This is a genomic window from Pseudolabrys sp. FHR47, assembly GCF_005153485.1.
Classification (GTDB): Bacteria; Pseudomonadota; Alphaproteobacteria; order Rhizobiales; family Xanthobacteraceae; genus Pseudolabrys.
On sequence record NZ_CP039740.1, the window covers coordinates 1,783,273 to 1,806,352 of the forward strand.

Here is a 23,080-nt window from a genome sequence, read left to right on the forward strand (position 1 = left end):
ACGCCGGCGAATTGGTTTCAGTGTCAGCCGAAGCGATCGCGCCAGGCCGGCAGCGCGCCCTTGAAGGGCAGGGCCGTGGCCTCGTAGACACCGCGCGCTGCGGCACGGGCCATCACATTGGCGGCCACCATGCCGAGCTCGGCAAGTGCGTAATACGGATCGGCCAGTTCCTTGTCTCCGGTCGCGGCCGAAAACACGACATCGCCGTCGAGCGGCGAGTGCACCGGATAGATGGCGCGCGCCAGTCCATCCTGCGCCATCACAGCGAGCCGGTTGCATTGCGCCTTGCTGAGCTTGGCATCGGTCGCGATCATCGCGATCGTGGTGTTCTGGTTTGGCCCGCTTTTCTGCGGGCCGCCTTTGGCGCGGATGGCAAGGTCGCTCTTCGAAAAGCGCGCCGGCATGCCGCGGCCGCCGAACTCGGCATCCTGCTCGAAGGGCGCGGCCCAGAAATGCGGTCCGTCGCCGACCACCGCGGTGCCCACGGCATTGATGACGACGATGGCGCCGACGGTGACCCCGCCGGGCGTCTTCGCCGACGCGGAGCCGACGCCGCCCTTGAAGTTGACGGTGGTGGCGCCGAGCCCGGCGCCGACGCTGCCAAGCGCGAAGTCCACCGAGGCGGTACGCGCCGCCTCATATCCGAATTCGCGATAGGGCGGATACCGGTCCCAGTTCTTGTCGCCGCCGTTGAGCAGGTCGAACATGATGGCGCCGGGCACGATCGGCACGACGGCGTCGCCGATACGAAAACCGCGGCCTTTTTCGCGCAAGAAGGCCTGCGTGCCGGAGGGCGCGTCGAGGCCGAAGGCGGAGCCACCGGACAGCACGATGGCGTCGACACTCTCGACGGTCTGCGCCGGTTCGAGCAGGGCGGTCTCGCGGGTACCGGGGCCGCCGCCGCGCACGTCGATCGCCGCGACAATCGCGCGGTCGAAGATGATGACCGTGGTGCCGGATGCGAGCTTGTCGTCCTGGGCGTGGCCGACGCGGAGGCCTTCGACATCGGTGATGAGGTTGCGCATGATCGGGCCCCTTCTCGATTCCGATCACCCGCTTATCACAACTCCGCAACCACGGTCACGATGCTCTTGCCATTGCCACATTGCAGGGCGCATATCGCCATCCATGTCCGCCGACGTTTCCTACCTCGCCGCGCTGATCGCCGGTATCGTCTCCTTCCTGTCGCCCTGCGTGCTGCCGCTGGTGCCGCCTTATCTCGTGTATCTGGCCGGCACCTCGCTCGAGCGCTTCGAGGCGCGCGAGACGGAACCGCGCGTCAAGCGCGAGACGGTAATGGCGGCGGTGCTCTTTGTGCTCGGCTTTTCGACCGTGTTTGTGGCGCTGGGCGCGAGCGCCAGCGTGCTCGGCGGCCTGGTCCGGGCCTATGCGCAGCCGCTGTCGATCATTGCCGGCATTCTCATCATCGTCATGGGCCTGCATTTCCTGGGTCTGACGCCGATCGCCTGGCTGTACCGGCAGAAGCGGGCAAAGATCGTGCAGCCGGTCGGGCTGTGGGGCGCCTATGTCATGGGGCTTGCCTTTGCCTTCGGCTGGACACCGTGCATCGGCCCAATCCTCGCGGCCATTCTCGCGGTCGCTGCGTCCGAGCAGACGGTGACGAAAGGCGCGAGCCTGCTGGCCGTCTATTCGCTAGGCCTCGGCATCCCGTTCGTCGCCGCGGCCTTCGCGGTCGAGCCGTTTGCAGCGTTTCTGGCGCGCTTTAAAAAATACATGCACCGCGTCGAGCAGGTGATGGGCGGCCTGCTGGTACTGACCGGCATCGCCTTTCTCACCGGCAGCATCAATCTCATGAGTATCTGGCTGCTCGAGACGTTTCCGGTGCTGGGGAAGATCGGGTGACCGGCCCTCATGGGCATTAAATGCCGATCTCGGGTAAACCCGAGATCGGGAGGCCGCCCCATCCTTCGAGACGCAGCGCTTCGCGCTGCTCCTCAGGATGAGGGCAAAAGAAAAAGCCCGCCGGTTAAGGCGGGCTTTTCCGTATTTGCTGCGACGTTACCGTCAGGCGTTATTACTTCGCCTTCGAGCAGTCGTTGCCGGGACACTCGACGTAGGTGATCTTGCCATCCGGCTTCTTCTTCCAGATGTACATAACGTAGTCGAGGTTGGTGCGGTCGCCCTTCTTGTCGTAGGAGATGTCGCCGAGCACGGTCTTGAAGGTCATGCCCGAGTGCATCTTCTCGGCGACCTTCTTCGGGTCGAGCGACTTGGCCGATTCCGCGGCCTGCTTGATGATCTGCACCGCGGCGTACGAGTAGAGGGTGTAGGCTTCCGGCTCGAACTTGGCGGCGCGGAACTTGTCTACCATCGCCTTGGCGGCCGGGTTGTTGCGCGCGTCCGGACCGAAGGTCATCAGCGTGCCTTCGACACCCGGGCCGCCGACCGAAGCGAATTCGTCGGAGGTGATGCCGTCGCCGCTCATCATCGGCGCCTTGATGCCCTGATCGCGCATCTGGCGAACGATCAGACCGCCTTCGGTGTGCAGGCCGCCCCAGTAGACGAGGTCGGCGCCCGCCGACTTGATCTTGGAGACCAGCGCCGAGAAGTCCTTCTCGCCGGTATTGACGCCTTCATAGAGTGCGGCCTTCATGCCGCCTTTGCCCATCGCCTTGACAGTTTCGTCAGCGAGACCCTTGCCGTAGGTGGTCTTGTCGTGGACGACGGCGATCTTCTTGCCTTTGAAGTTCTTGAGGATGTAGGCGCCGGCAACCGCACCCTGCTGATCATCGCGGCCGCAGGTGCGGAAGGTGTTCCACATCTTGCGTTCCGTGATCTGCGGGTTGGTGGCCGAGGGCGATACCATCAGGATGCCGTTCTCCTGATAGACTTCCGAGGCCGGCATGGTGACGCCGGAGTTGAAGTGGCCGATCACGAACTTCACGCCGTCGCCGGCGAACTTGTTGGCCACCGACACGCCTTGCTTCGGGTCGGAGACGTCGTCGCCGAACTGCAGGGCAATCTTCTGGCCGAGGATGCCGCCGGCGGCATTGATGTCGTCGATCGCCTGCTGCGAGCCGTTCTTGAGCTGGGCGCCGAATGCTGCGTTCGGACCCGTGATCGGACCGGCAACGGCGAATTTGACCTGAGCGGAAGCGGCGCTGGACATCGCAACGGCGACGCCAAGCGCAAGACCGAGAGTCGTTAGTTTTTTCATTCGTTTTCCCCTTCAACTTTACTGGTGAACAGGTACGGCAGGTGGGTTTGACCAGCGGATGTCACCTGGCCAAATCCTACGTCAAGGTCCGCGGCGGCGCCAGCGCAAAGGCCCGTCGGCTTCGTTGATCCAGCGATAATGGGTGATCATCTGAGACACGCGGGCCGCCCGAAATCCCAAGAATCCGAACGCCATAAGGACAACCGTATCGACCAGGTAATAGTGGCCGGAGATGAGCGTGCCGCCGAACAGCGCAAAGTGAATAAACCGCACTGCGCCGCCGAGGATCAGACAATAGACGAAGACCTGCCACGCCGGCCGCCAGGTCCCGGCGACCGCCCGGCCGGTTAGCCAGGCGGCGCCTCCGCCGAGGACCAGCGTGACCAGGATGAAGATCCAGAACGAGTTTTCCTCGTAGATGAGGTGGAGAACAGAGGTGGCTTCCGACTCCATCACGCGCCTCCCTCGAGATAAGCCTGTTTGATCTCGGGACGCTCCAGAAGTTCCTTGCCGGTGCCGGACAAGGTAATCAGGCCATTGACCATCACATAGCCGCGATGGGCGAGCTTGAGCGCGTGGTAGGCGTTCTGCTCGACCAGGAACACGGTGAGCCCGTCCAGCTTGTTGAGCGCTTTGATTGCCTCGAAGATCTGTTTGACGATCAGAGGCGCCAGTCCGAGCGACGGCTCGTCGAGCAGCAGCAGGCGAGGGCGCGACATCAGCGCGCGCGCGATTGCCAGCATCTGCTGCTCGCCGCCCGATAGCGTCCCGCCGCGCTGGTCGATGCGCTGCTTCAACCTCGGGAACAAGGTCATCATACGCTCGAGGTCGTCGGCGAAGTTCGCCTCATCGGCCACCATGGCCCCCATTTGCAGATTCTCGAGCACGGTCATCCGCGAGAAGATGCGGCGACCCTCGGGCGACTGCGCGAGCTTGAGCCGCGCGATTTCGTGCGTCGGCAGATGAGTGATGTCGCGGCCGGCGAAAGTGATGGAGCCTTCGCGCGCGCGCGGATTGCCGCAGACGGTCATCATCAGCGTCGACTTGCCGGCACCGTTAGCGCCGATCAGCGTGACGATCTCGCCTTCGTTGACGTCGAGATCGACGCCTTTCAGGGCGATGACGCGGCCGTAATAGGTCTTGACGCCGCGAACGGTGAGCAACGGGGTGGTCATAGACCTACCTCCGCTTCGACCTTTTCGACCTCGTCGTCCTGGACGCCGAGATAGGCGGCGATCACCTTGGGATCGTTGCGCACCTCTTCCGGTGCGCCGTCGGAGATTTTGACGCCGTAATCGAGCACGATGACGTGATCGGAGATTTCCATCACCACCGACATGTCGTGCTCGATGAGCAGGATCGACATGTTGAAGTCGTCGCGGATCGACAGCAGCAAATCGTTCAGCTCGCCGCTTTCGCGCGGGTTGAGGCCGGCGGCAGGTTCGTCGAGGCACAGCAGAACCGGGTCTGTGCACATGGCGCGGGCGATCTCGAGACGGCGCTGGTCGCCATAGGGCAGGTCGCCGGCCGGATCGTCGGCGCGGTGCAAGAGGCCGACGCGATCGAGCCACTGCCGTGCCTTGTCGATGGCACTGCGTTCGGCGCGCCGATAGGACGGCACGCCGAAAACCCCGAGCAGGGTGTAGCCGGAGGCGAGCATCAGCCGGTTATGCTGGGCGACCAGCAGGTTCTCGAGCAGCGTCATACCCGGGAACAGGCGGATGTTCTGGAAGGTGCGGGCGACGCGCGCCATCTGCGTTACCTGATAATCCGGCATGCGCTCGAGTAGATACAGCGCGCCCTCCGCGGTGGTGATACTGCGATGGCCGCCATCGGTGAGCGCGTCGATTTCGTCCCAGACCGCGGGTAGTCCATGCGCCAAGCCGATGCGGCCTTCGCTCGGCTTGTAAAAGCCGGTGATGCAGTTGAAGACTGTGGTCTTGCCGGCGCCGTTCGGGCCGATCAGCGCCGTGATGTCGCCTTGCCGGGCCTGGAACGACAGGCTGTCGACCGCGACCAGGCCGCCGAAGCGCATTGTCAGATGCTCGACCCGAAGCAGCGTGTCGCCTTTGACGCCAATCTTTGGCGCGCCGACGACGCCGTCAGACAAAGGACCCATGGCGTTTGACGTCGACATGTCGCGCTACCCGTGTCCTTCGCCGACCAGGTCGGACGAAATGCTCTTGCGTTCCTTGAGGAACACGGTCGGTTGTCGCGTCGAGACGAAGCCGCGCGGGCGGAACACCATGATCAGGACCATGGCGAAGCCGAAGATCAGCATTCGGTACTGCGTCGGATCGAAGGACTCGCCGAAAATTTGCTTGAGGAAGTTCAGTTCGCGCATGATCTCGGTGCCGCCGATCATGACGATGGCGGCGACCGCGACGCCGACCTGACTACCCATGCCGCCGAGCACGACGATGGCCACGATGGTGGCGGACTCGATGAAGGTGAAGCTCTCCGGCGAGATAAAACCCTGCCGCGCCGAGAAGAACGAGCCGGCAAACCCGCCGAACATCGCGCCGATGGCGAAGGCGGTAAGCTTGGTGTTGGTGGTATTGAGGCCGAGCGAGCGGCAGGCGACCTCGTCCTCGCGCAGGGCTTCCCAGGCGCGGCCGACCGGCAGTCTGCGCAGTCGCACGGTGACGAAGGCGGTCAGGAAGGCGAGCGCAAGAATGACGTAGTAGAGAAAGATCGTGCGGTAGATCGGCGAGAATTCCAGGCCGAAGGTCGCGGCGAAGCCGTCGTCGCCGGCGGTGAACGGAATGCCGAAGAAGGTGGGTCGCGGAATGCCGCTGATGCCGGCATAGCCGTTGGTCAGGTCGACCCAATTGATCAGCACCACGCGGATGATTTCGCCGAAAGCGAGCGTGACGATGGCGAGATAGTCGCCGCGCAGCCGCAACACCGGAAATCCGAGCAGGATACCCCAGAACGAGGCCATGATGCCGGCGAGTGGCATCAGCAGCCAGAACGAGAAGCCGAACTCCTTGGCGAGCAGGGCATAGGAGTAGGCGCCGACGGCGTAGAAGGCGACATAACCCAGATCGAGAAGGCCGGCGAGACCGACAACGATGTTCAGGCCCCAGCCGAGCATGACATAGATCAGGATCTGGATGCCGAAGTTGTCGACCCACTTGAGCGCACCGCTGGAGCCCGCAGTCGACAGGATCAGCATCGGATAGACGATGACGAAACCGATGGCGAAGGGCACGAACCATTTGCCGACGGTGCCGAACCAGGCCGGTGCCTTCACGCCGCGCTGCTTGCGTTGCGCGAGCCTTGGCGCCGCGAACAGCGAGTAGGCGAGCCGTCCGACGAAGATGATACCGACCACGCTGAACAGCAGCGGCCAGCGCGTGTCCAGAGTCAATTCGTTGCGAATATTGACGACGGTCTCGAAGCCGATCAGCGGCAGGAACAGACCGAATGAAATCAGCGCGGTGAACGCTGCCTCGCGCAAGGCCGCAAACGCATTGGTGCCGTTGACCGTGGACGCCTGCTGCATCGGTCAAACCTTTTCGACGTCGGGGCGGCCGAACAGGCCCTGCGGCAGGAAAATCAGGGTGATCGCCAGCACCGAGAAGGCTGCAACATCCTTGTAGTCGATGGAGAAGTAAGCCGACCAGAAGGTCTCGATCAGGCCGATCAATAGCCCCCCAATCACCGCGCCGGGCAGCGAGCCGATGCCGCCGAGCACCGCAGCGGTGAACGCCTTGACGCCGGGCACGAAGCCGTCGGCGAAGTTCACCACGCCGTAATATGTGAGGTAGAGCGTGCCGGCGACGGCGGCGAGCGCCGCGGCGATGATAAAGGTGATGGAGATCGTCTGATCGACATTGACGCCGACCAGCGCCGCCATCTTCTGGTCCTGTTCGCAGGCCCGCTGGGCGCGGCCGAGCCGGGTCTTGGCCACCAGATACCAGAACGCCACCAGCAGGATTGCGGTAACACCCCAGATGATCGCTTGCTTGAGCGAGATGGTGACATTGTAGTCGTTCTGCGAGAACAGAACCATTTCACCGTGCACCATCGGCGGGATCGCCTTGTTGCGCGGTCCTTGCGTCACCTGCACGAAATTCGAGAGGAAGATCGACATGCCGATTGCAGAGATCAGCGGCGCCAGGCGGAACGAGCCGCGCAACGGTCGATAGGCGAGGCGTTCGATCGCCCAGTTCACCAGCGAGGTGAACACCATCGCGACCACTAGAACCAGCAGCAGCGCCACCGCGATCGACGGCACGCCGATCCATGTGGTGATGAACAGAAAGGCAATCAGCGCCACGAAGGCCGACACCATGAAGACGTCGCCGTGGGCGAAGTTCACCATGCCGATGATGCCGAAGACCATCGTGTAACCGATGGCGATCAGGCCGTAGATCGACCCGAGCGTAATACCGTTGATAAGCTGCTGGAGGAATACTTCCATGCGCTTGCCCACCCCTCTCACCGACAGGACGGCGGGCCGCCGTCCATCTGGTCCCTCTATCAAATGCTTAACAGGGCCCGGGCCATGCGGCAACGCCGGGCCCTGCCGCTGTGGCTAGTCCGTTTGTCGCAAGCCTCATGCCAGAAGCTGGGCAGAGCCGGGGTATTCCAAAAAAAGAACCGGCGGCCGACAGGGCCGTCGGCACGCCGGCGTCGCAAACTGTAACTTCGACTAATGCAGGCCGCCGAATACCCAGATCAGCGCCAGGATCGGGAGCGGCACACCGATCAGCCACAGCAGCAGATAACGTCCCATTGTTTCGTCTCCTCAGTCCATGATTTGGGTGCTGTCGAAACTCGCGGTGTGCAACTCAGGTTCCGCAGCACGGACGGCGATCCGCTTTTCTGGCCGCGGAACGATCGCCCGATAAAAGTGTTGATATCCCGGGCGGGGCTTTTCGGTGGGTTCCATTCCGTGAAGGGAAGCGGGGCCGCCGAATACGAAAAGGACATACCGATGGCCCAGAACAACAATCCCAACCAGAACCCGAACCCGAACCAGAAGCCCGGTCAGCAGTCGCAGGGTCAGCCTGGACAGCAGCGTCCGGGCCAGCCCGGTCAGCAGGGTGGCCAGCAGCAGGGCAAGCCGCAGCAGAACGGCTAACGCGGCAACCGCATCGCTAATCGATACAAGCACAACTGGCAGGAGGCCCCGTCGTCGTGACGGGGCCTCATCGTTTGTGCGGCACCGTTAAGCTTGACGGACGCGCTTAATGAGCCGTCCCGGTAAGGTAAAATTTTGGTTTCTTTTGATGCGTGCATTTGAAGCGCTTAGGGTCGCTGCAACGTTTCAGGGAGCGGCTCATGCGGAAAATGTCCGGCGCCAGCATTGCGATGATCGTGGCCATCGCGCTCTATTTCACTTTGTTCTGGGGTTACGAAGCGCTGCGCGTCCTCACCTCGCCGACCTGGGGTCTCGATGATGTCTGGCGGTCGCAGTACGTTTTCGGCATCGGCAGCTATTTCAAGCTGGAGCCGCTGGGGTTGATGAGGCTCGCTGCCTTCTTCGGTGTGGTGAAGCTCGCGGTCGCGCTGACTTGCGCGATCCACATTGTCGATCGGCTGCGCAACCTTGCCGGCGGCCAGGCCAATGCCGACGTGCTCGAAGGCGGTCTCATTCTTGTCGTGGCAGTCAGCATGGCTGCGGCCGGACCGGCGGCGTGGACGCAGAACGGCGACCTCCTGCGCGAGCAGGTGTTGCACCTGCTGCTCGCCGCCATCGCCGTCGCGCTGTGCCTTGTCGAGCGCAATTACACACGCCGTGCGGTCAACCCGGCGCTGGCCGCCGTGTTGCCGCGGAGCGAGGCGTTTTCGCCGCTGCGCTGACATCCGATCGGAATTCTACCGCTGTCTGAGCAACCGGTAGCGTGAACTTTAGGCCCGCCTCGCACTCCTGCGCGGCGGGCTATTTTTTCTCCAGGCTGGCGATGACACCGGCCGCCTCCTTGAAGGCGTGGTTGGCTGCCGGCACGCCGCAGTAGATCGCCTGCTGCAGGATGATCTCCTTGATGTCGTCGTGGCTGAAGCCGCCTTCGGTCAGCGCTGCGCGCACATGCATCACGAACTCGTCCCAGTGGCCGAGCGCGAGCATGGTGCCGATAACGAGAATGCGCCGGGTGCGCTCGTCGTAATGCGGCCGCGTCCACACCTCGCCCCAGGCGGCACGGGTGATGAAGTTCTGGAATTCCTCGTTGAGCGGCGTCTTGCTGGCATTGGCACGGTCGACCCAAGGTGCGCCGAGCACCTTGCGGCGCTTGGCCATGCCGAGGTCGTAGCGTTCTTTCTCGTCCATCGGGTGTCCCTTCAATCCTTCAGGAAGTCGACGACCGCCTTGGCGTAAGGCGCCGGCTGCTCCATGTTCGCGATATGCGCGGCTTCGAAGCTGATGATCTTCGCGCCCGGAATCTGCGCCGCGATGGCTTCGCCTTGCGCGGGCGGGGTCGCGGGGTCCTGCGCGCCGACGATCACGAGCGTCGGTGCTGTAATCGACGGGTTGGAAGCGCGGAAGTCCATGTCGCGGATCGCCTGGCAACAGGCGACATAGCCGCCCTTGCTGGTGGTGAGGAAGATTTCCTTCATTCGCGCGATCGCCTGCGGCGCCTTCGCGCGGAAGTCCGCAGTGAACCAGCGCTCCATGTTGGGGTCGACCAGTTTGTCGAGATCATTGCTCTCCAGGAAGCGGATGCGGTCGTCCCATATCTTCTTGTCCGCATAATGCGCGTTAGTGTTCGACAGCACGAGCTTGCCGATACGCGATGGCGCGTTCGCTCCCAGCCATTGCCCGACCATGCCGCCCATCGATAGACCGCACCAGTGCGTCTTCTCGACGTCGAGCGCGTCGAGCACGCTGAGGACGTCGCGCCCAAATCGTTCCATCGAATAGGGGCCCTTCGGCGCGTCGGACTGGCCGTGGCCACGCCGGTCGTAGCGGATGACGCGAAAATGCTTCGACCATTCGCCGATCTGGTCGTCCCACATATGGACGTTGGTGCCGAGCGAGTTCGACAGCATCAGCGCCGGGGCGCTGTTGCTGCCGGTGATTTCGACATTGATCCGGCAGCCGTCGTCGGCAGTGATCATCGGCATATGAAGGTCTCTCCCCGTATCGCCATTTTGTGGCCGCCGGCCTGTCGCCGGCGCGAGGTGAGACTTAATGCCGGGTCGGGGTTGCTGCAAAGCCCTTTTCAGAGGGGCCTGGACGGCTTAAGGCAGGGCGCGGCAGAACCAGCGTGCTGGCCTTAAGAAAGAGGAGACGGTTGCCATGGCGATGACGATGACGGGCGAGGTGCAGCTTCCGGCCACCCGCGAGGTGGTTTACGCGAAGCTCAACGACCCGGAAGTGCTCAAAGCCTGCATCCCGGGCTGCGAGGAGCTGATCATGGATTCGCCGACCGATTTTGCGGCGACCGTCGTCTCCAAGATTGGCCCGGTGAAGGCCAAGTTCAAAGGCAAGGTGCACCTCACCGATCTCGATCCACCGAACGGCTACAAGATTTCGGGCGAGGGCGACGGCGGTGTCGCCGGCTTCGCCAAAGGCGGCGCGACCGTGACATTGACCGAGAAGGATGGCGGCACGCTGCTCACCTACAACGTGGAGGCGCAGATCGGCGGCAAGCTCGCGCAGCTCGGCCAGCGCCTGGTCAATGGCGCGGCGAAGAAGACCGCCGACGACTTCTTCAAGAACTTCGCTGCGAATGTGGGCGGTCAGCCCGCCGCTTGAGGTTCCGCGCTCTCACCAAGGAAAAGCCGCCCCGGAGGGCGGCTTTTTTAATGCCCGCTACGGGCAGGGATGACGGTAGCCGTCATAGCCCAGATAGGTGCCCGAGCCGGGATCGTACGATTTGAAGCGCCGCATGCAGTAGGCGACTTCGTCGCCGCCATAGGTGTAGCCGGGGCCATAGGCGTAGCCACGGTCGTAATAGTAGGGCCTCTGCTGGGCGGCCAGCACGCCGCCGATGATGGCGCCGGCGGCCAATCCGCCGAGGACCGCGCCGCCGCCACCGTGCCGGTGATGGCGACGCCATTGTGCGTCAGCAGGCATCACGGTGGCCGTCGTTGTGGCGACCACGACAAGTGCCGCAAGCGCGGCCGACAATTTCGTACGCATGATGCAACCTTTGGTTTGGAGAACGGGGGCACCACGCTAAGCCTCGGGCCCCGCGCCGCGTTCCATGGATTCGCGCGGGCCGCAAAACGACGACTTTTTGGCCAACTTGACAATTGTGCATCGCAACTTTGCTCACTTCGCGTCGATTTCAGCGCGGAATCGCTTGACCGCCCGCTTGCCGGGTGTTCAAGTTGTTCTGGTTCAAATGCGGAAACCGGTCGAACCGGGCCGCCATCGTTACCGCGAGCCGGTCTCAGGCGTGACGCCGGTCGTTGAGGGGCGCTGGGCCCCTAATTCGGGAGGAAGTCATGGCGAAAGTGTCCATGACGGTGAACGGCAAGGCCGTCACCGGTGATGTCGAACCGCGAACCCTGCTGGTACAATTTCTGCGCGAAAATCTCCGTCTTACCGGCACTCATGTCGGTTGCGACACGTCGCAGTGCGGCGCCTGTGTCGTCCATATCGACGGCGTTGCCGCCAAGTCGTGCACCACGCTGGCCCTCCAGTGCGAAGGCCAGTCGATCACCACCATCGAGGGTCTGGCGGCGGCCGACGGCAAGCTGCACCCGATGCAGGAAGCCTTCCGCGAGCATCACGGCCTGCAGTGCGGCTATTGCACCCCCGGCATGATCATGGCCGCGCTCGATATCGTGCGCCGCAACGGCAACGAACTCGACGAGCACACCATTCGCGACCAGCTCGACGGCAACATCTGCCGCTGCACGGGCTATCACAACATCGTCAAGGCGATCGAAGCCGGCGCGAGGGCGATGGCGAAGTAACACTTGCCCGCGTGACGCTGGCTGCCGAACAAGGTCGATAAAGACAACGACGTCGATAAAGACAGTGGGAGGATGCCGCCAATGACCGCAACCGGGATCGGCGCGCCGGTGCGCCGCAAGGAAGACTTTCGTTTTGTCACGGGACAAGGCCAGTACACCGACGACGTGACCCGGCCCGGCGAGACCCGCGCGGTGTTCGTACGTTCGCCGCATGCCCACGCCAGGATCAAGAAGATCGACGTCACGGCGGCCAAGAAAATGCCGGGCGTGGTCGATGTACTGACCGGCGCTCAGCTCGCCGACGACAAGGTCGGCAATCTCATCTGCGGCTGGATGATCCACTCCAAGGACGGCTCGCCGATGAAAATGGCGGCGCATCCGGCGTTGGCCGCGGGCAAGGTCAACTGCGTCGGCGACGCAGTGGCCGTGGTGATCGCGGAGACCGTGGGGCAGGCCAGGGACGCCGCCGAGAAGGTGGTGGTCGATTACGAAGTGCTGCCGGCAGTGGTCGATCCGGCCAAGGCGCAGGCCAAGAGCGCGCCGCAAATCCACGCCGACATTCCGAACAACACCATCTATCAGTGGCATCTCGGCGACCAGAAGGCGGTCGAGGCCGCGTTCAAGGCGGCCAAGCACGTCACCAAGCTTGATATCGTCAACAACCGCTTGGCGCCGAATGCGATGGAGCCGCGCGCCGCGCTCGCCGATTACGACGCCGGCAACGATCATCTGACGTTGTGGAACACGTCGCAGAATCCGCACGTGGCGCGGCTGGTGATCTCGGCTTTCGTCGGCATCGCCCCCGAGCACAAACTGCGCGTCATCGCGCCGGATGTCGGCGGCGGCTTCGGCTCGAAGATTTTCATCTATCCGGAAGAGGTCGTCTGCCTGTGGGCCGCACGCAAAGTGAAGCGCCCGGTGAAGTGGACCTCGGACCGCACCGAAGCGTTCCTGACTGACGCCCATGGCCGCGACCACATCACCCACGCCGAACTGGCGCTCGATGCCGACGGCAAGATCACCGCGTTGCGCGCCAGGACCATCGCCAATCTCGGCGCCTATATGTCGACCTTCTCGTCGTCGGTACCGACCTATCTCTACGCGACACTGTTGTCGGGCCAGTACGACATCCCGCAGATCTACTGCGAGGTCGACGCGGTCTACACCAACACCGTGCCGGTCGATGCCTATCGCGGCGCGGGCCGTCCTGAAGCGACCTTCGTGGTCGAGCGGCTGGTCGAAGTCGCGGCGCGGCAATTGGGGCTCGATCCGGCCGATTTCCGCAAGCGCAATTTCATCCGCAACTTCCCGCACCAGACGCCGGTGATCATGGCTTACGACGCCGGCGACTATAATGCGTCGCTGAAGAAGGCGATGGAGCTTGCCGACGTCAAAGGCTTCGCCAAGCGCAAGCGCGAGAGCGCGCGGGCCGGCAAACTGCGCGGGCTCGGCTACTCGACCTATATCGAGGCCTGCGGCATCGCGCCGTCGCAAGCCGTGGGTTCGCTCGGCGCCGGCGTCGGTCTGTGGGAGAGCGCCGAGGTGCGCGTCAACCCGACCGGCAATGTCGAAGTGCTGACAGGCAGCCACGCGCACGGGCAGGGCCACGAGACGACATTCGCGCAACTGGTGTCGGAGCGACTCGGCATTCCGTTCGAGAGCGTGTCGATCGTTCACGGCGATACCGACAAGGTGCAGTTCGGCATGGGCACTTACGGCTCGCGCTCCGGCGCGGTCGGCATGTCGGCCATCGTCAAGGCGCTCGACAAGATCGAAGCCAAGGCCAAGAAGGTCGCCGGCTTCATGATGGAAGCCGCCGAGAGCGACATCGATTTCAAGGACGGCAAATTCACGGTGAAGGGCACCGACAAGTCGGTCGGCTTCGGCGACGTGGCGCTCAATGCCTATATCGCGCACAAATTCACCGGCGCCGAGCTGGAGCCGGGTCTGAAGGAAACCTCGTTCTACGACCCGACCAACTTCACCTTCCCGGCGGGCTGCCACATCTGCGAGGTCGAGATCGACCGGGAAACTGGCAAGACCGAGATCGTCAACTGGACCGCGGTGGACGACTTCGGCACCGTCATCAATCCGATGATCGTCGAGGGTCAGGTCCATGGCGGCATTGCCCAGGGAGTTGGCCAGGCGCTGCTCGAAGGCGTCGTCTACGATGCCAGCGGTCAGTTGGTGACGGCCTCGTTCATGGATTACACCATGCCGCGCGCGCACGACCTGCCGTCGTTCCACGTCGGCCTGACCGAGACCAAGTCGCCGTCGAACCCGCTCGGCATGAAGGGCTGCGGCGAGGCCGGCGCGATCGCGGCGCCGGCGGCGGTGATCAACGCCATCACCGATGCGCTCGGAACCGAGGATATCGCCATGCCGGCCACGCCGAATACGGTGTGGGCGGTGATGCAAAAGACGCCACCGAAAGCGGCATAAAGAATTCGAACGGAGAGACCGATGTACAACTTCACCTTCCATCGCCCGACCACGGTGCGCCAGGCGGCCGGTCTTCTGGCGCGCAATCCCGAGGGCAAGCTGCTTGCCGGCGGCCACTCGCTGCTGCCGGTGATGAAACAGCGTCTCGCGCAGCCGTCCGCCATCGTCGATCTGTCGCAGGTCGAGGGCATGACCGGCGTCGAACTCAAGGGCCGCTCGGTCGTGATCGGCGCCATGACGCGTCATGCCGATGTCGCCAAGTCCGATGTGCTCAAGGAAGTGCTGCCGGGCCTTGCCTCGGTGCCGGGCTCGATCGGCGATCCGCAGGTGCGCAACCGCGGTACCATCGGCGGCTCGATCGCGAACAATGATCCGAACGCCGACTATCCGGCGGCGTGTCTCGGCCTCGGCGCGACCATCATCACCAACAAGCGCCGCATCGTCGCCGACGACTTCTTCACCGGCATGTTCTCGACCGCGCTGGAAGACGGTGAGATCATCGTCAAGGTCTCGTTCCCGATCGCCAAGAAGGCGGCCTACGAGAAGTTCAAGCATCCGGCGTCGGGCTTCGCGCTGGTCGGCGTGTTCGTGTCGAAGCGCGGCCCGGATATCCGCGTCGCGGTGACTGGCGCCGGCTCGAACGGCGTGTTCCGCGTCAAGTCGTTCGAAGAAGCGCTGGCCAAGCGTTTCTCGCCGAAGTCGATCGAGGGCCTGACTATTCCGGCCTCCGGCATGAACTCCGACATTCACGCGACGCCCGAATATCGCGCCCATCTCGTCGGCGTCCTTGCCAAGCGCGCGTTGGCCAAAGCGACGGCGTAAAAGCCGACGGCGTAGGCGCGAGGCCTCAGAGCCGCATCCGCAACGTCGAAAACCGCCGGAACGTATTTCGTCCGGCGGCCTTGGCGGCGTAGAGCGCCACATCGGCGCGCTTGAGCGCGTCGCGCGAATTGCAGCCGGCGAGCGAAGCGATGCCGATCGATACGCCGACCTGGAAACGGCGCGCGCCATAGTGGATCGGCTGCCCCATCACGGCGATGATCTTGCGCGCCAGCAGCGTCGATTGGCTGTCGCTGCCGGCGGCAAGCAGCACCGCGAACTCGTCGCCGCCGAGGCGGGCCACGAGATCGCCGGGCTCGCAGGCCCCGGTGAGCCGCCGCGCCGCTTCCTTGAGGCATTCGTCGCCCGCGGCATGGCCGAGCGAGTCGTTGACCTCCTTGAAGCCGTCGAGATCGAGCAGCAACAGCGTGCCGCCGGCGTTGCCCATGTTGCCGTCGTCGCCGCAGGCCTCCGCCAGCCGCGATCTCAACTGCCGGCGGTTGGCAAGGCCGGTGAGTTCGTCGAACTCGGCGAAGTAATGGGCGCGTTGCCAGCGCTCGGTTTCCTCGGTGACGTCCTGCTTGAGGCCGAACAGCCGGATCGGCCGTTCGCCGGCGCATTCGACGGTGGCGGTGATGCGAATCCAGCGCCGGCCGCCACCCGGTGTCACGATGGCGGTGTCGAGGTTGAAGCCGCTGCGGTCAGCGATGGCGCGGCTCCGCACGGCTTCAAGGGTCTTCAGCGCGTCGTCCGGATAGCGGATCAGCGCCTCGCGGCGCCGGAGCGGCCGTTCGCGCGGAATGTCGAACATGTCGTAGGTGCCGGGCGACCATTGCAGCGTTTCGGTGGCGAGGTCGCATTCCCACAGGCCGAGGCGGGCCGCCGCCGCGGCGCGCTCGAACGTGTCACGGCTGCGGGCCAGCGCGGTTTGATAGCGGCCGATGGTGCGCGCCTGTGCTTCGATCGTCGCCGCGAGCCGCGCTACCGCGGCAGCGGTGGCTTCATGCGAGGACGGATCGGCGTTGACGAAACTATCGGCAGGGATCGGGCCCTCCCGCTTTGGCATATTCGACATGAATTCCCCGGCGCCCCCAAAGACCGGCGGCAAGAGCATGAGCGCTCGCGCCGGTTCGCCGTGAATAATTCTACTTGATTCGGCGCGGATACGGCGCGTTGGGCGAGATGTCGCAGCGGTCTAGCGATCGAGTTCCTTCATCAGATCGTCGAGGTCCAGCCGCCGCGTGTACATGTGCAGCGAGCCGTCCTGATTCTTCGGCCATTCTTCCTGCGGTCGGTCCCAATAGAGCTCGACGCCGTTGTCATCGGGGTCGCGCAGATAGAGCGCCTCGGAGACGCCATGGTCCGATGCGCCGTCGAGCGGGATCCCAGCAGCGATCAGCCGGCCGAGCGCGTCGGCGAGCGCTTTGCGCGTGGGGTAGAGGATGGCCGTGTGATAGAGGCCGGTCGTACCGGGCGGCGGCGGCGAGCCGCCTTTGCTCTCCCAGGTGTTGAGGCCAAGGTGGTGGTGGTATCCACCGGCCGAGATGAAGGCGGCGCCGGGATAGGTCGTGGTCAGAGTGAAGCCGAGCACGCCGCAATAAAAATCGAGCGCGCGCTTGAGGTCGGCGACCTTGAGGTGGACATGGCCGATCCGGGTGCCGGCGTCGATGGTCGGGAAGCGGGGCGGGCTGTTGGGGGCGTCGGTGGTGCTGGTCATGGTTTGCGTCCAATCTGCCGTAAGATGATGGCTGCCATCCCGAATTTGCTGCGGCAGGCGCCTATTTCGGCTGGTTTGGCGGTCGGAGTGCCATTACATCTAGGCTGGCAAAGCGATCTGATAAAGTGTCAGCGAGGGTACTGACGAATGGCCGTTACACCGCTTCCCGACAGCATCGATGCGACGCTTGGCCTTCTGGCCAAGGCCGATTATGTGGCCGACCGGTCGCTGGCGACGGTGCTCTATCTGGCGCTGAAGATGGGCCGGCCTTTGTTCCTCGAGGGCGAGGCCGGCGTCGGCAAGACCGAGATCGCCAAGGTGCTGTCCACCGCGCTAGGGCGCCGGCTGATCCGCTTGCAGTGCTACGAGGGCCTCGACGTTTCGGCCGCCGTCTACGAGTGGAATTACGGCGCGCAGATGATCGCCATCCGTATGGCGGAAGCGCAGGGTGAGGGCGACCGCGCCCGGCTCGAGCATGACGTGTTCTCCGAGCGCTATCTGGTGAAGCGGCCGTTGTTGCAGGCACTCGAACCCGATCCCGCCGGTGCGCCGGTCTTGCTGATCGACGAACTCGACCGCACCGACGAAGCGTTCGAGGCGTTCCTGCTCGAGGTGCTGGCTGACTTCCAGGTGACTATTCCCGAGCTCGGCACCGTGAAGGCGGAGCATCCGCCAATCGTCATTGTCACCTCGAACCGCACCCGCGAGGTCCATGACGCGCTCAAGCGCCGCTGTCTTTATCACTGGGTCGGCTATCCGAACGCGGAGCGCGAACTCGCCATCCTGCGCGCCAAGGTGCCGGGCATCGCCAAGAAATTGTCGCAGCAGGTCGTCGCCTTCGTGCAGGCGCTGCGCAAGGAAGATTTGTTCAAGTCGCCCGGCGTCGCCGAGACGCTGGATTGGGCCGGTGCGCTGACCGAGCTCGATGTCGTCGCGCTTGACCCGGCGACTGTGTCCGACACGCTCGGGGTGTTGCTCAAGTATCAGGACGACATCGCCAAGCTCGACGGCACCAAGGTGAAGGCGCTGCTCGACGACGTGAAGTCGGAGCTGCGGGCGGCGGAGTAGTTCATTGAGGTCAAAATGACATGGCCAGTAAATATTTCCGTAAAGGCTGATCTAACGCAGCCCGTAAACGACATTTCCCGTGTGCTTATTTCTGCGTCCGAGTTTGTTGGGAAAGTCGTGGGCCCTGCCTTCGAATTGGGCGGAAGTATGCTTGCTGATCAGCTTGGGCATTGGCGAGCGCAAAATATTGAGCGGTTGCGTTTAAAATGGTTGAGACGCCGTGAGCAAATGGGGATTTGCGACGACGCAATCCGTTGCCTGCCATATGATATAGCTCATAGGTTTTTCGAGGCGTCAGCGAATGAAAGTGATGACGAAGTTCAGGAGTTGTGGGCCGGCTTGCTTGCGGCCGCCACTTCTAAAGATACGAAGGAGGATATTAAGCGAGTTCACATCGACATCTTAAAATCAATTTCTGGACTTGAGGTGCGTATTTTAAAATTTTTGTACCTGCTTCCGCAGGCACGTGCCGGCACGATTGATCTTTCAAGTTTACGTGTCGCACACGCGCATGCCGAGCGAGATTTGCAATCGGTGCCGGTGCGCGATAGGGCGGTCGCAATTCAGAATTTAAAGCGCCAGCAATGTGTCCGTAGAATTCCAGACAGCCGCTATCTCGAAAAGATTGACGAAATTGAATGGGTTTTGGCGCCGGGGGCGAGTGTCTCGAAGGAAGATTTTAAAGAGGTAATATATTCGTTAAAGCGACTGATCGAGGACGCCGCCGGAGTTAGAGACCGTTCCGACTTCGATAACGAGACCGGATTTCCAGAGTCAGTGTACGAACTGACAGATTTGGGCGAAGATCTAATGCGGGCCTGTTTGGCAGCGGAGACCTCAAGCGAATGAGTGAAGACGGCCGTCTCGCCGAGAACATCGTCTACTTCGCGCGCGCTTTGCGCGCCGCCGGTCTGCCTGTCGGCCCCGGCGCCGTGCTCGATGCGCTTGAAGCCGTCAACGTCGCGCGCATCGGCACCAAGGATGATTTCTATTGGACTTTGCACGCCGTGTTCGTGAAGCGGCACGAGCATTCGATTTTGTTCGATCAGGCCTTCCGCATTTTCTTCCGCCGCCGCGGCTATATCGACAAGCTGATCGCGCAGATGCTGCCGCAAACCTTGCCGACCGCGCCGCAGGCCCCCGAAGCCGGCGCGCAGCGCATCCAGGAAGCCTTGTTTGCCGGCAACAAGGCCAAGACCGAGGAGCAGGAAGTCGAGATCGATGCGCGCCTCACTGTGTCGGATCGCGAGGTGCTGCAGAAGAAAGACTTCGCACAGATGACCAGCGCCGAGATTGCCAAGGCGAAAGAAGCGATCGCGCGCCTCGCGCTGCCGCTCGACGAGGTGAAGACGCGGCGCCTGACACCCGCGCGCCATGGCCGCCTCATCGATATGCGCCGCACCTTGCGCTCCAGCATGAAAGCCGGCGGCGCGCTGATCGATCTGAAATATCTCGGGCCGCGCGTGAAGGAGCCGCCAATCGTGGCACTGCTCGACATCTCCGGTTCTATGAGCCAGTACACCCGGCTGTTCCTGCACTTCCTGCATTCGATCACCGATGCGCGCAAGCGCGTGACCACCTTCCTGTTCGGCACACGGCTGACCAATGTCACGCGCGCCATCCGCCAGCGCGATCCGGACGAGGCGCTCGCTGCCTGCGGCGCGCATGTGGTGGACTGGTCCGGCGGCACGCGCATCGCCACCTCGCTGCACGACTTCAACAAGCACTGGGCGCGGCGGGTGCTCGGGCAGGGCGCGGTGGTGCTGCTGATCACCGACGGACTGGAGCGCGACGCCGACGATACGCTTGCCTTCGAGATGGACCGGCTGCATCGCTCCTGCCGGCGCCTGATCTGGCTCAATCCGCTGCTGCGCTTCGACGGTTTTGAGCCGCGCGCCAAGGGCGTGAAAACCATCCTGGCGCATGTTGACGAACTGCGTCCAGTGCACAATCTGGAGTCGATGACGGCCTTGGTGCGCGCCCTGTCCGGCGCACCGGAGAAGGGCTACGATACTAGGGCGATGTTACGCCGGGTGGCGTAAGGGAGAACAACAATGCTCGGTCGCGACGAAGACATCCTCAAGGCCGCCGAAGACTGGTCGAAGGAAGGCCGCGGCGTGGCGCTTGCCACCGTGGTCGAAACCTGGGGCTCGGCGCCGCGTCCGGTCGGCTCCAATCTGGTGATCGACAGCGACGGCAATTTTCTCGGGTCCGTGTCCGGCGGTTGCGTCGAAGGCGCGGTAGTGACCGAAGCCATCGACGTCATCGACAGCGGCAAGCCGAAGGTGTTGGAATTCGGTGTTGCCGACGAGACCGCGTGGAAGGTCGGCCTGTCCTGCGGCGGCACCATCCGGGTGTATGTGGAGAAGGTGAGCTGACGTGAAACTCGATCTTCTCGCCACCCTTAACACCGAACGCGCCGCGCGGCGCGCCGTGGTGGTCGTCACCGACACCGAGACCGGCGCGCAGCGCATAGTCAAGGCGACCGACATCGCCACCGATCCGCTCGCCGAGGTGCTCGACAAGCGCGTGCGCATGGCCAAGAGCGGCATGGAAGAAACGGCGCAGGGGCGCGTTTTCCTCACCGTTCATGTGCCGTCGCCGCAGCTCGTCATCACCGGCGCGGTGCATATCTCGCAGACGTTGGCGCCACTTGGCCAGATGCTCGATTACGCCGTGACCATCGTCGATCCGCGTACCGCCTTCGCGACGCCGGAGCGCTTTCCCGGCATCAGCGTGATCGCTGAGTGGCCAGACGTAGCGCTGCCGCCGCTCAACATTGATCATTACACTGCTTTCGTTGCGCTGACGCACGATCCGAAGATCGACGATCCGGCGCTCATGCATGCGCTGTCGCGCGATTGCTTCTATATCGGCGCACTCGGCTCGCGGAAGACGCATGGCCGAAGGCTGGAGCGCCTGAAGGCGCAAGGGCTGTCGGACGCGGCGCTGGCGCGCATTCACGCGCCGATCGGGCTTGCCATCGGCGCGGTGTCGCCGGCCGAGATCGCGGTGTCCATCATGGCCGAGATCACGCTGCGGCTGCGCGTTAAGCAGGACAAGGCGGAAGCGGCATGAAATTCGGTCCCGTCGCCCCCAAGGATGCGCGTGGCGCCACGGCGGTGCACTCGATCCGCCAGGGCGACCTCGTGCTCAAGAAGGGCACCGTGATTGGCGACAAGGAGATCGCCGCGCTGGACGCCGCCGGTGTGAAAGAGATCGTTGTCGCCCGTCTCGACAAGGGCGATGTCTCGGAAGATGAGGCGGCGGCGAGCATCGCGGCCGCGGTCGCGGGCGATGGCACGCGCACCGACCGCGCCTTCACCGGCCGCTGCAATCTGTTTGCCGAAACCGCCGGCATTTTGGTCGTCGATCGCGATACGGTCGATAGCCTGAACCGCATTGATGAAGCCGTAACGCTGGCGACGCTGTCCGCCTACAAGCCGGTGGTCGAAGGCGAGATGATCGCCACCGTGAAGATCATTCCCTTCGCTGTGTCCGGCAAGGCGCGCGACAGGGCGGTCGCGGCCGCGAAGAAGGCGGAGCCCGTCATTCGAATCGCGCCGTATGTCATCCGCAAGATCGGCGTCGTCTCGACCTTGCTGCCCGGACTCGCGCCCAAGGTGATCGAGAAGACGTTGCACATTACGCAGGAGCGCCTTGCGCCCGCGGGCGCGACCATCGTTGCCGAGCGGCGCGTGCCGCATGACGAGGCCGCGCTCGCCGCCGCCATCGCCGAGGTGCGCGAGGCTGGCGCCGAGATGGTCATCGTGTTCGGCGCTTCCGCCATCGCCGACCGGCGCGACGTCATTCCAATGGCGATCGAAAGCGCCGGCGGCGCCATCGAGCATTTTGGCATGCCGGTCGATCCTGGCAACCTGATGCTGATCGGCCGCATTGGCGAGGCGCCGGTGATCGGCGCGCCGGGCTGTGCGCGCTCGCCGAAGGAAAACGGCTTCGACTGGGTGCTGATGCGTCTGCTTGCCGGACTGCCGGTCTCGCGCGCGGACATCACCGGCATGGGTGTCGGTGGTCTGCTGATGGAGATCGTGACGCGGCCGCAGCCGCGCAGCGAGCCGGTGGCCGAAGCGGGCCAGCGCATCGCCGCGATCGTGCTGGCGGCCGGGCGCTCGACCCGCATGGGCGCGCTGAACAAGATGCTCGCCGAGATCGGCGGCAAGCCCCTGGTGCGCATCGCCGCCGAACAGGCTTTGGCCTCGCGCGCGAAGCCTGTCATTGTCGTCACGGGGCATCAGCGGGAGCAGGTGGAAGCGGCGCTTGCCGGTCTGCCGGTGCGCTTCGTGCATAACCCGGACTATGCCGATGGCCTCGGCACCTCGCTGCGCACCGGCATTGCCGCGGTGCCTGCCGAAGCCGGCGGCGCCATTGTCTGCCTTGGCGACATGCCGCAGGTCGACAGCGGTTTGATCGACAAGCTGCTCGCCGCCTTCGACCCGGAGAAGGGCGCATTGATCGTGGTGCCCTCGATCGACGGCAAGCGCGGCAATCCGGTCGTGTGGTCGCGGCGATTCTTCAATGAATTGATGTCGATCAGCGGCGATGTCGGCGCCCGTCATCTCATCGGCCAGTACGGCGAGGTCACGACTGAAGTGCCGCTGTCCGGGGAGGCGGCATTGACCGATGTCGATACCCCTGAGTCTCTGAAGGCGGTCAAGGCCGAAATTGAACGCGCCTGAGATTCGAATCATTGATCGGGCCGCGCGACTCGCCGTTTATCTTGTGTGGTAGTTCCACGCGGAGCCCTTCGGGGGCGAACCGATGACTGATACCTATGCCCCGGCCGTGCGGGTTATCGTTGTCGCGAGCCTGTTGCTCGCAATCATGACGATGACGTTCGTCACGGCCCGTGTCGCTGGCGCAGGCGGTGCCTGCCGCGCTGCGTCTGCATGCGCGAGCGATGCTTGCCGTATGGTGACAGTTTCGAAGCTGAGTTGTGCGACTTACGCCGTGGATTTCAC

General features: G+C 63.7%; 25 protein-coding genes. 13 read left to right on the forward strand and 12 right to left on the reverse strand.

The window, feature by feature from the left end:
• Positions 1–23: 23 nt before the first annotated feature.
• Positions 24–1,025 (reverse strand): P1 family peptidase, encoded by a 1,002-nt coding sequence (locus tag E8Q40_RS08760; protein ID WP_137044019.1) that lies wholly within the window; start codon positions 1,023–1,025, stop codon positions 24–26.
• A gap of 103 nt (positions 1,026–1,128) precedes the next feature.
• Between E8Q40_RS08760 and E8Q40_RS08765 the strand changes: the two genes are divergently transcribed.
• Complete coding sequence (locus E8Q40_RS08765; protein WP_137044020.1) at positions 1,129–1,863, forward strand: cytochrome c biogenesis CcdA family protein; 735 nt, start codon at positions 1,129–1,131, stop codon at positions 1,861–1,863.
• 172 nt (positions 1,864–2,035) lie between these two features.
• Here E8Q40_RS08765 and E8Q40_RS08770 read toward each other — a convergent pair whose 3' ends face one another.
• From E8Q40_RS08770 to E8Q40_RS08795, 6 genes are all read right to left on the reverse strand, one after another.
• Positions 2,036–3,178, reverse strand: coding sequence for a branched-chain amino acid ABC transporter substrate-binding protein (locus tag E8Q40_RS08770; protein ID WP_137044021.1), 1,143 nt, complete (start codon positions 3,176–3,178; stop codon positions 2,036–2,038).
• A gap of 81 nt (positions 3,179–3,259) precedes the next feature.
• A complete protein-coding gene (locus E8Q40_RS08775; protein ID WP_137044022.1) occupies positions 3,260–3,631 on the reverse strand; it encodes a DUF6867 family protein in 372 nt (123 codons plus the stop codon).
• Positions 3,631–4,353 (reverse strand): ABC transporter ATP-binding protein, encoded by a 723-nt coding sequence (locus tag E8Q40_RS08780; RefSeq protein ID WP_137044023.1) that lies wholly within the window; start codon positions 4,351–4,353, stop codon positions 3,631–3,633. The genes E8Q40_RS08775 and E8Q40_RS08780 overlap by 1 nt, the downstream gene beginning before the upstream one ends.
• Complete coding sequence (locus tag E8Q40_RS08785) at positions 4,350–5,297, reverse strand: ABC transporter ATP-binding protein (RefSeq protein ID WP_137046646.1); 948 nt, start codon at positions 5,295–5,297, stop codon at positions 4,350–4,352. The genes E8Q40_RS08780 and E8Q40_RS08785 overlap by 4 nt, the downstream gene beginning before the upstream one ends.
• Positions 5,298–5,321: 24 nt before the next feature.
• Positions 5,322–6,686 (reverse strand): high-affinity branched-chain amino acid ABC transporter permease LivM, encoded by a 1,365-nt coding sequence (livM, locus tag E8Q40_RS08790; RefSeq protein WP_137044024.1) that lies wholly within the window; start codon positions 6,684–6,686, stop codon positions 5,322–5,324.
• Positions 6,687–6,689: 3 nt separating this feature from the next.
• Positions 6,690–7,607 (reverse strand): branched-chain amino acid ABC transporter permease LivH, encoded by a 918-nt coding sequence (locus tag E8Q40_RS08795; protein WP_137044025.1) that lies wholly within the window; start codon positions 7,605–7,607, stop codon positions 6,690–6,692.
• Positions 7,608–8,123: 516 nt separating this feature from the next.
• Here E8Q40_RS08795 and E8Q40_RS21945 point away from each other — a divergent pair.
• Together E8Q40_RS21945 and E8Q40_RS08800 are read left to right on the forward strand one after the other, a co-directional pair.
• Entirely contained in the window at positions 8,124–8,270 is a 147-nt protein-coding gene (locus E8Q40_RS21945; protein ID WP_168197780.1) for a hypothetical protein, read from the forward strand.
• 200 nt (positions 8,271–8,470) lie between these two features.
• Positions 8,471–8,992, forward strand: coding sequence for a hypothetical protein (locus tag E8Q40_RS08800; RefSeq protein WP_137044026.1), 522 nt, complete (start codon positions 8,471–8,473; stop codon positions 8,990–8,992).
• Between the two features lie 79 nt (positions 8,993–9,071).
• Here the strand turns inward: E8Q40_RS08800 and E8Q40_RS08805 are convergent, their stop codons facing one another.
• Together E8Q40_RS08805 and pcaD are read right to left on the reverse strand one after the other, a co-directional pair.
• Complete coding sequence (locus E8Q40_RS08805; protein WP_137044027.1) at positions 9,072–9,458, reverse strand: carboxymuconolactone decarboxylase family protein; 387 nt, start codon at positions 9,456–9,458, stop codon at positions 9,072–9,074.
• 11 nt (positions 9,459–9,469) lie between these two features.
• Positions 9,470–10,252 carry a 3-oxoadipate enol-lactonase gene (gene pcaD, locus E8Q40_RS08810; protein ID WP_137044028.1) on the reverse strand — a complete coding sequence of 261 codons (783 nt, stop codon included), beginning with the start codon at positions 10,250–10,252 and terminating at the stop codon, positions 9,470–9,472.
• Positions 10,253–10,427: 175 nt separating this feature from the next.
• Here pcaD and E8Q40_RS08815 point away from each other — a divergent pair, with 175 nt between their 5' ends.
• Entirely contained in the window at positions 10,428–10,886 is a 459-nt protein-coding gene (locus E8Q40_RS08815; protein ID WP_137044029.1) for a CoxG family protein, read from the forward strand.
• Between the two features lie 57 nt (positions 10,887–10,943).
• Here E8Q40_RS08815 and E8Q40_RS08820 read toward each other — a convergent pair whose 3' ends face one another.
• Positions 10,944–11,273: a BA14K family protein gene (locus E8Q40_RS08820; RefSeq protein ID WP_137044030.1), complete on the reverse strand. Its 330-nt coding sequence runs from the start codon at positions 11,271–11,273 to the stop codon at positions 10,944–10,946.
• A gap of 308 nt (positions 11,274–11,581) precedes the next feature.
• Between E8Q40_RS08820 and E8Q40_RS08825 the strand changes: the two genes are divergently transcribed.
• From E8Q40_RS08825 to E8Q40_RS08835, 3 genes are all read left to right on the forward strand, one after another.
• Positions 11,582–12,055: a (2Fe-2S)-binding protein gene (locus E8Q40_RS08825; protein WP_137044031.1), complete on the forward strand. Its 474-nt coding sequence runs from the start codon at positions 11,582–11,584 to the stop codon at positions 12,053–12,055.
• Positions 12,056–12,136: 81 nt separating this feature from the next.
• The gene (locus tag E8Q40_RS08830; RefSeq protein WP_137044032.1) at positions 12,137–14,497 is read left to right on the forward strand and encodes a xanthine dehydrogenase family protein molybdopterin-binding subunit; all 2,361 of its coding nucleotides are present in this window, start codon (positions 12,137–12,139) and stop codon (positions 14,495–14,497) included.
• A 21-nt stretch (positions 14,498–14,518) separates the two neighbouring features.
• Positions 14,519–15,319 (forward strand): xanthine dehydrogenase family protein subunit M, encoded by an 801-nt coding sequence (locus E8Q40_RS08835; RefSeq protein WP_137044033.1) that lies wholly within the window; start codon positions 14,519–14,521, stop codon positions 15,317–15,319.
• 25 nt (positions 15,320–15,344) lie between these two features.
• On the opposite strand, the gene E8Q40_RS08840 is transcribed toward E8Q40_RS08835, so the two are convergent.
• Positions 15,345–16,391 carry a GGDEF domain-containing protein gene (locus tag E8Q40_RS08840; RefSeq protein WP_137044034.1) on the reverse strand — a complete coding sequence of 349 codons (1,047 nt, stop codon included), beginning with the start codon at positions 16,389–16,391 and terminating at the stop codon, positions 15,345–15,347.
• A gap of 120 nt (positions 16,392–16,511) precedes the next feature.
• Positions 16,512–17,033: a VOC family protein gene (locus tag E8Q40_RS08845; protein ID WP_137044035.1), complete on the reverse strand. Its 522-nt coding sequence runs from the start codon at positions 17,031–17,033 to the stop codon at positions 16,512–16,514.
• A gap of 147 nt (positions 17,034–17,180) precedes the next feature.
• On the opposite strand from E8Q40_RS08845, the gene E8Q40_RS08850 reads away from it, so the two are divergent.
• Genes E8Q40_RS08850 through E8Q40_RS08875 form a run of 6 tightly spaced genes read left to right on the forward strand, consistent with a single transcriptional unit; the run spans position 17,181 to position 22,798 of the window.
• A complete protein-coding gene (locus E8Q40_RS08850) occupies positions 17,181–18,101 on the forward strand; it encodes a MoxR family ATPase (protein ID WP_137044036.1) in 921 nt (306 codons plus the stop codon).
• Between the two features lie 15 nt (positions 18,102–18,116).
• Positions 18,117–18,950 (forward strand): Abi-alpha family protein, encoded by an 834-nt coding sequence (locus E8Q40_RS08855; RefSeq protein ID WP_137044037.1) that lies wholly within the window; start codon positions 18,117–18,119, stop codon positions 18,948–18,950.
• Positions 18,947–20,143, forward strand: coding sequence for a VWA domain-containing protein (locus E8Q40_RS08860; RefSeq protein ID WP_137044038.1), 1,197 nt, complete (start codon positions 18,947–18,949; stop codon positions 20,141–20,143). The genes E8Q40_RS08855 and E8Q40_RS08860 overlap by 4 nt, the downstream gene beginning before the upstream one ends.
• Positions 20,144–20,155: 12 nt before the next feature.
• Positions 20,156–20,479: an XdhC family protein gene (locus tag E8Q40_RS08865; RefSeq protein ID WP_137044039.1), complete on the forward strand. Its 324-nt coding sequence runs from the start codon at positions 20,156–20,158 to the stop codon at positions 20,477–20,479.
• Position 20,480: 1 nt separating this feature from the next.
• Positions 20,481–21,179 carry an XdhC family protein gene (locus tag E8Q40_RS08870; protein ID WP_137044040.1) on the forward strand — a complete coding sequence of 233 codons (699 nt, stop codon included), beginning with the start codon at positions 20,481–20,483 and terminating at the stop codon, positions 21,177–21,179.
• On the forward strand, positions 21,176–22,798 hold the full coding sequence (locus tag E8Q40_RS08875) for an NTP transferase domain-containing protein (protein WP_137044041.1): 1,623 nt from the start codon (positions 21,176–21,178) through the stop codon (positions 22,796–22,798). The genes E8Q40_RS08870 and E8Q40_RS08875 overlap by 4 nt, the downstream gene beginning before the upstream one ends.
• The last annotated feature ends 282 nt before the right edge of the window (positions 22,799–23,080 follow it).

Coding starts and splice junctions, on each gene's coding strand:
- E8Q40_RS08805 (WP_137044027.1), bottom strand. CDS start 9,458: ATGGACGAGAAAGAACGCTACGACCTCGGCATGGCCAAGCGCCGCAAG.
- E8Q40_RS08855 (WP_137044037.1), top strand. CDS start 18,117: ATGACATGGCCAGTAAATATTTCCGTAAAGGCTGATCTAACGCAGCCC.
- livM (WP_137044024.1), bottom strand. CDS start 6,686: ATGCAGCAGGCGTCCACGGTCAACGGCACCAATGCGTTTGCGGCCTTG.
- E8Q40_RS08840 (WP_137044034.1), bottom strand. CDS start 16,391: ATGTCGAATATGCCAAAGCGGGAGGGCCCGATCCCTGCCGATAGTTTC.
- E8Q40_RS08760 (WP_137044019.1), bottom strand. CDS start 1,025: ATGCGCAACCTCATCACCGATGTCGAAGGCCTCCGCGTCGGCCACGCC.
- E8Q40_RS08865 (WP_137044039.1), top strand. CDS start 20,156: ATGCTCGGTCGCGACGAAGACATCCTCAAGGCCGCCGAAGACTGGTCG.
- E8Q40_RS21945 (WP_168197780.1), top strand. CDS start 8,124: ATGGCCCAGAACAACAATCCCAACCAGAACCCGAACCCGAACCAGAAG.
- E8Q40_RS08765 (WP_137044020.1), top strand. CDS start 1,129: ATGTCCGCCGACGTTTCCTACCTCGCCGCGCTGATCGCCGGTATCGTC.
- E8Q40_RS08835 (WP_137044033.1), top strand. CDS start 14,519: ATGTACAACTTCACCTTCCATCGCCCGACCACGGTGCGCCAGGCGGCC.
- E8Q40_RS08820 (WP_137044030.1), bottom strand. CDS start 11,273: ATGCGTACGAAATTGTCGGCCGCGCTTGCGGCACTTGTCGTGGTCGCC.
- E8Q40_RS08860 (WP_137044038.1), top strand. CDS start 18,947: ATGAGTGAAGACGGCCGTCTCGCCGAGAACATCGTCTACTTCGCGCGC.
- E8Q40_RS08850 (WP_137044036.1), top strand. CDS start 17,181: ATGGCCGTTACACCGCTTCCCGACAGCATCGATGCGACGCTTGGCCTT.
- pcaD (WP_137044028.1), bottom strand. CDS start 10,252: ATGCCGATGATCACTGCCGACGACGGCTGCCGGATCAATGTCGAAATC.
- E8Q40_RS08770 (WP_137044021.1), bottom strand. CDS start 3,178: ATGAAAAAACTAACGACTCTCGGTCTTGCGCTTGGCGTCGCCGTTGCG.
- E8Q40_RS08795 (WP_137044025.1), bottom strand. CDS start 7,607: ATGGAAGTATTCCTCCAGCAGCTTATCAACGGTATTACGCTCGGGTCG.
- E8Q40_RS08800 (WP_137044026.1), top strand. CDS start 8,471: ATGCGGAAAATGTCCGGCGCCAGCATTGCGATGATCGTGGCCATCGCG.
- E8Q40_RS08825 (WP_137044031.1), top strand. CDS start 11,582: ATGGCGAAAGTGTCCATGACGGTGAACGGCAAGGCCGTCACCGGTGAT.
- E8Q40_RS08830 (WP_137044032.1), top strand. CDS start 12,137: ATGACCGCAACCGGGATCGGCGCGCCGGTGCGCCGCAAGGAAGACTTT.
- E8Q40_RS08845 (WP_137044035.1), bottom strand. CDS start 17,033: ATGACCAGCACCACCGACGCCCCCAACAGCCCGCCCCGCTTCCCGACC.
- E8Q40_RS08875 (WP_137044041.1), top strand. CDS start 21,176: ATGAAATTCGGTCCCGTCGCCCCCAAGGATGCGCGTGGCGCCACGGCG.
- E8Q40_RS08775 (WP_137044022.1), bottom strand. CDS start 3,631: ATGGAGTCGGAAGCCACCTCTGTTCTCCACCTCATCTACGAGGAAAAC.
- E8Q40_RS08785 (WP_137046646.1), bottom strand. CDS start 5,297: ATGGGTCCTTTGTCTGACGGCGTCGTCGGCGCGCCAAAGATTGGCGTC.
- E8Q40_RS08780 (WP_137044023.1), bottom strand. CDS start 4,353: ATGACCACCCCGTTGCTCACCGTTCGCGGCGTCAAGACCTATTACGGC.
- E8Q40_RS08815 (WP_137044029.1), top strand. CDS start 10,428: ATGGCGATGACGATGACGGGCGAGGTGCAGCTTCCGGCCACCCGCGAG.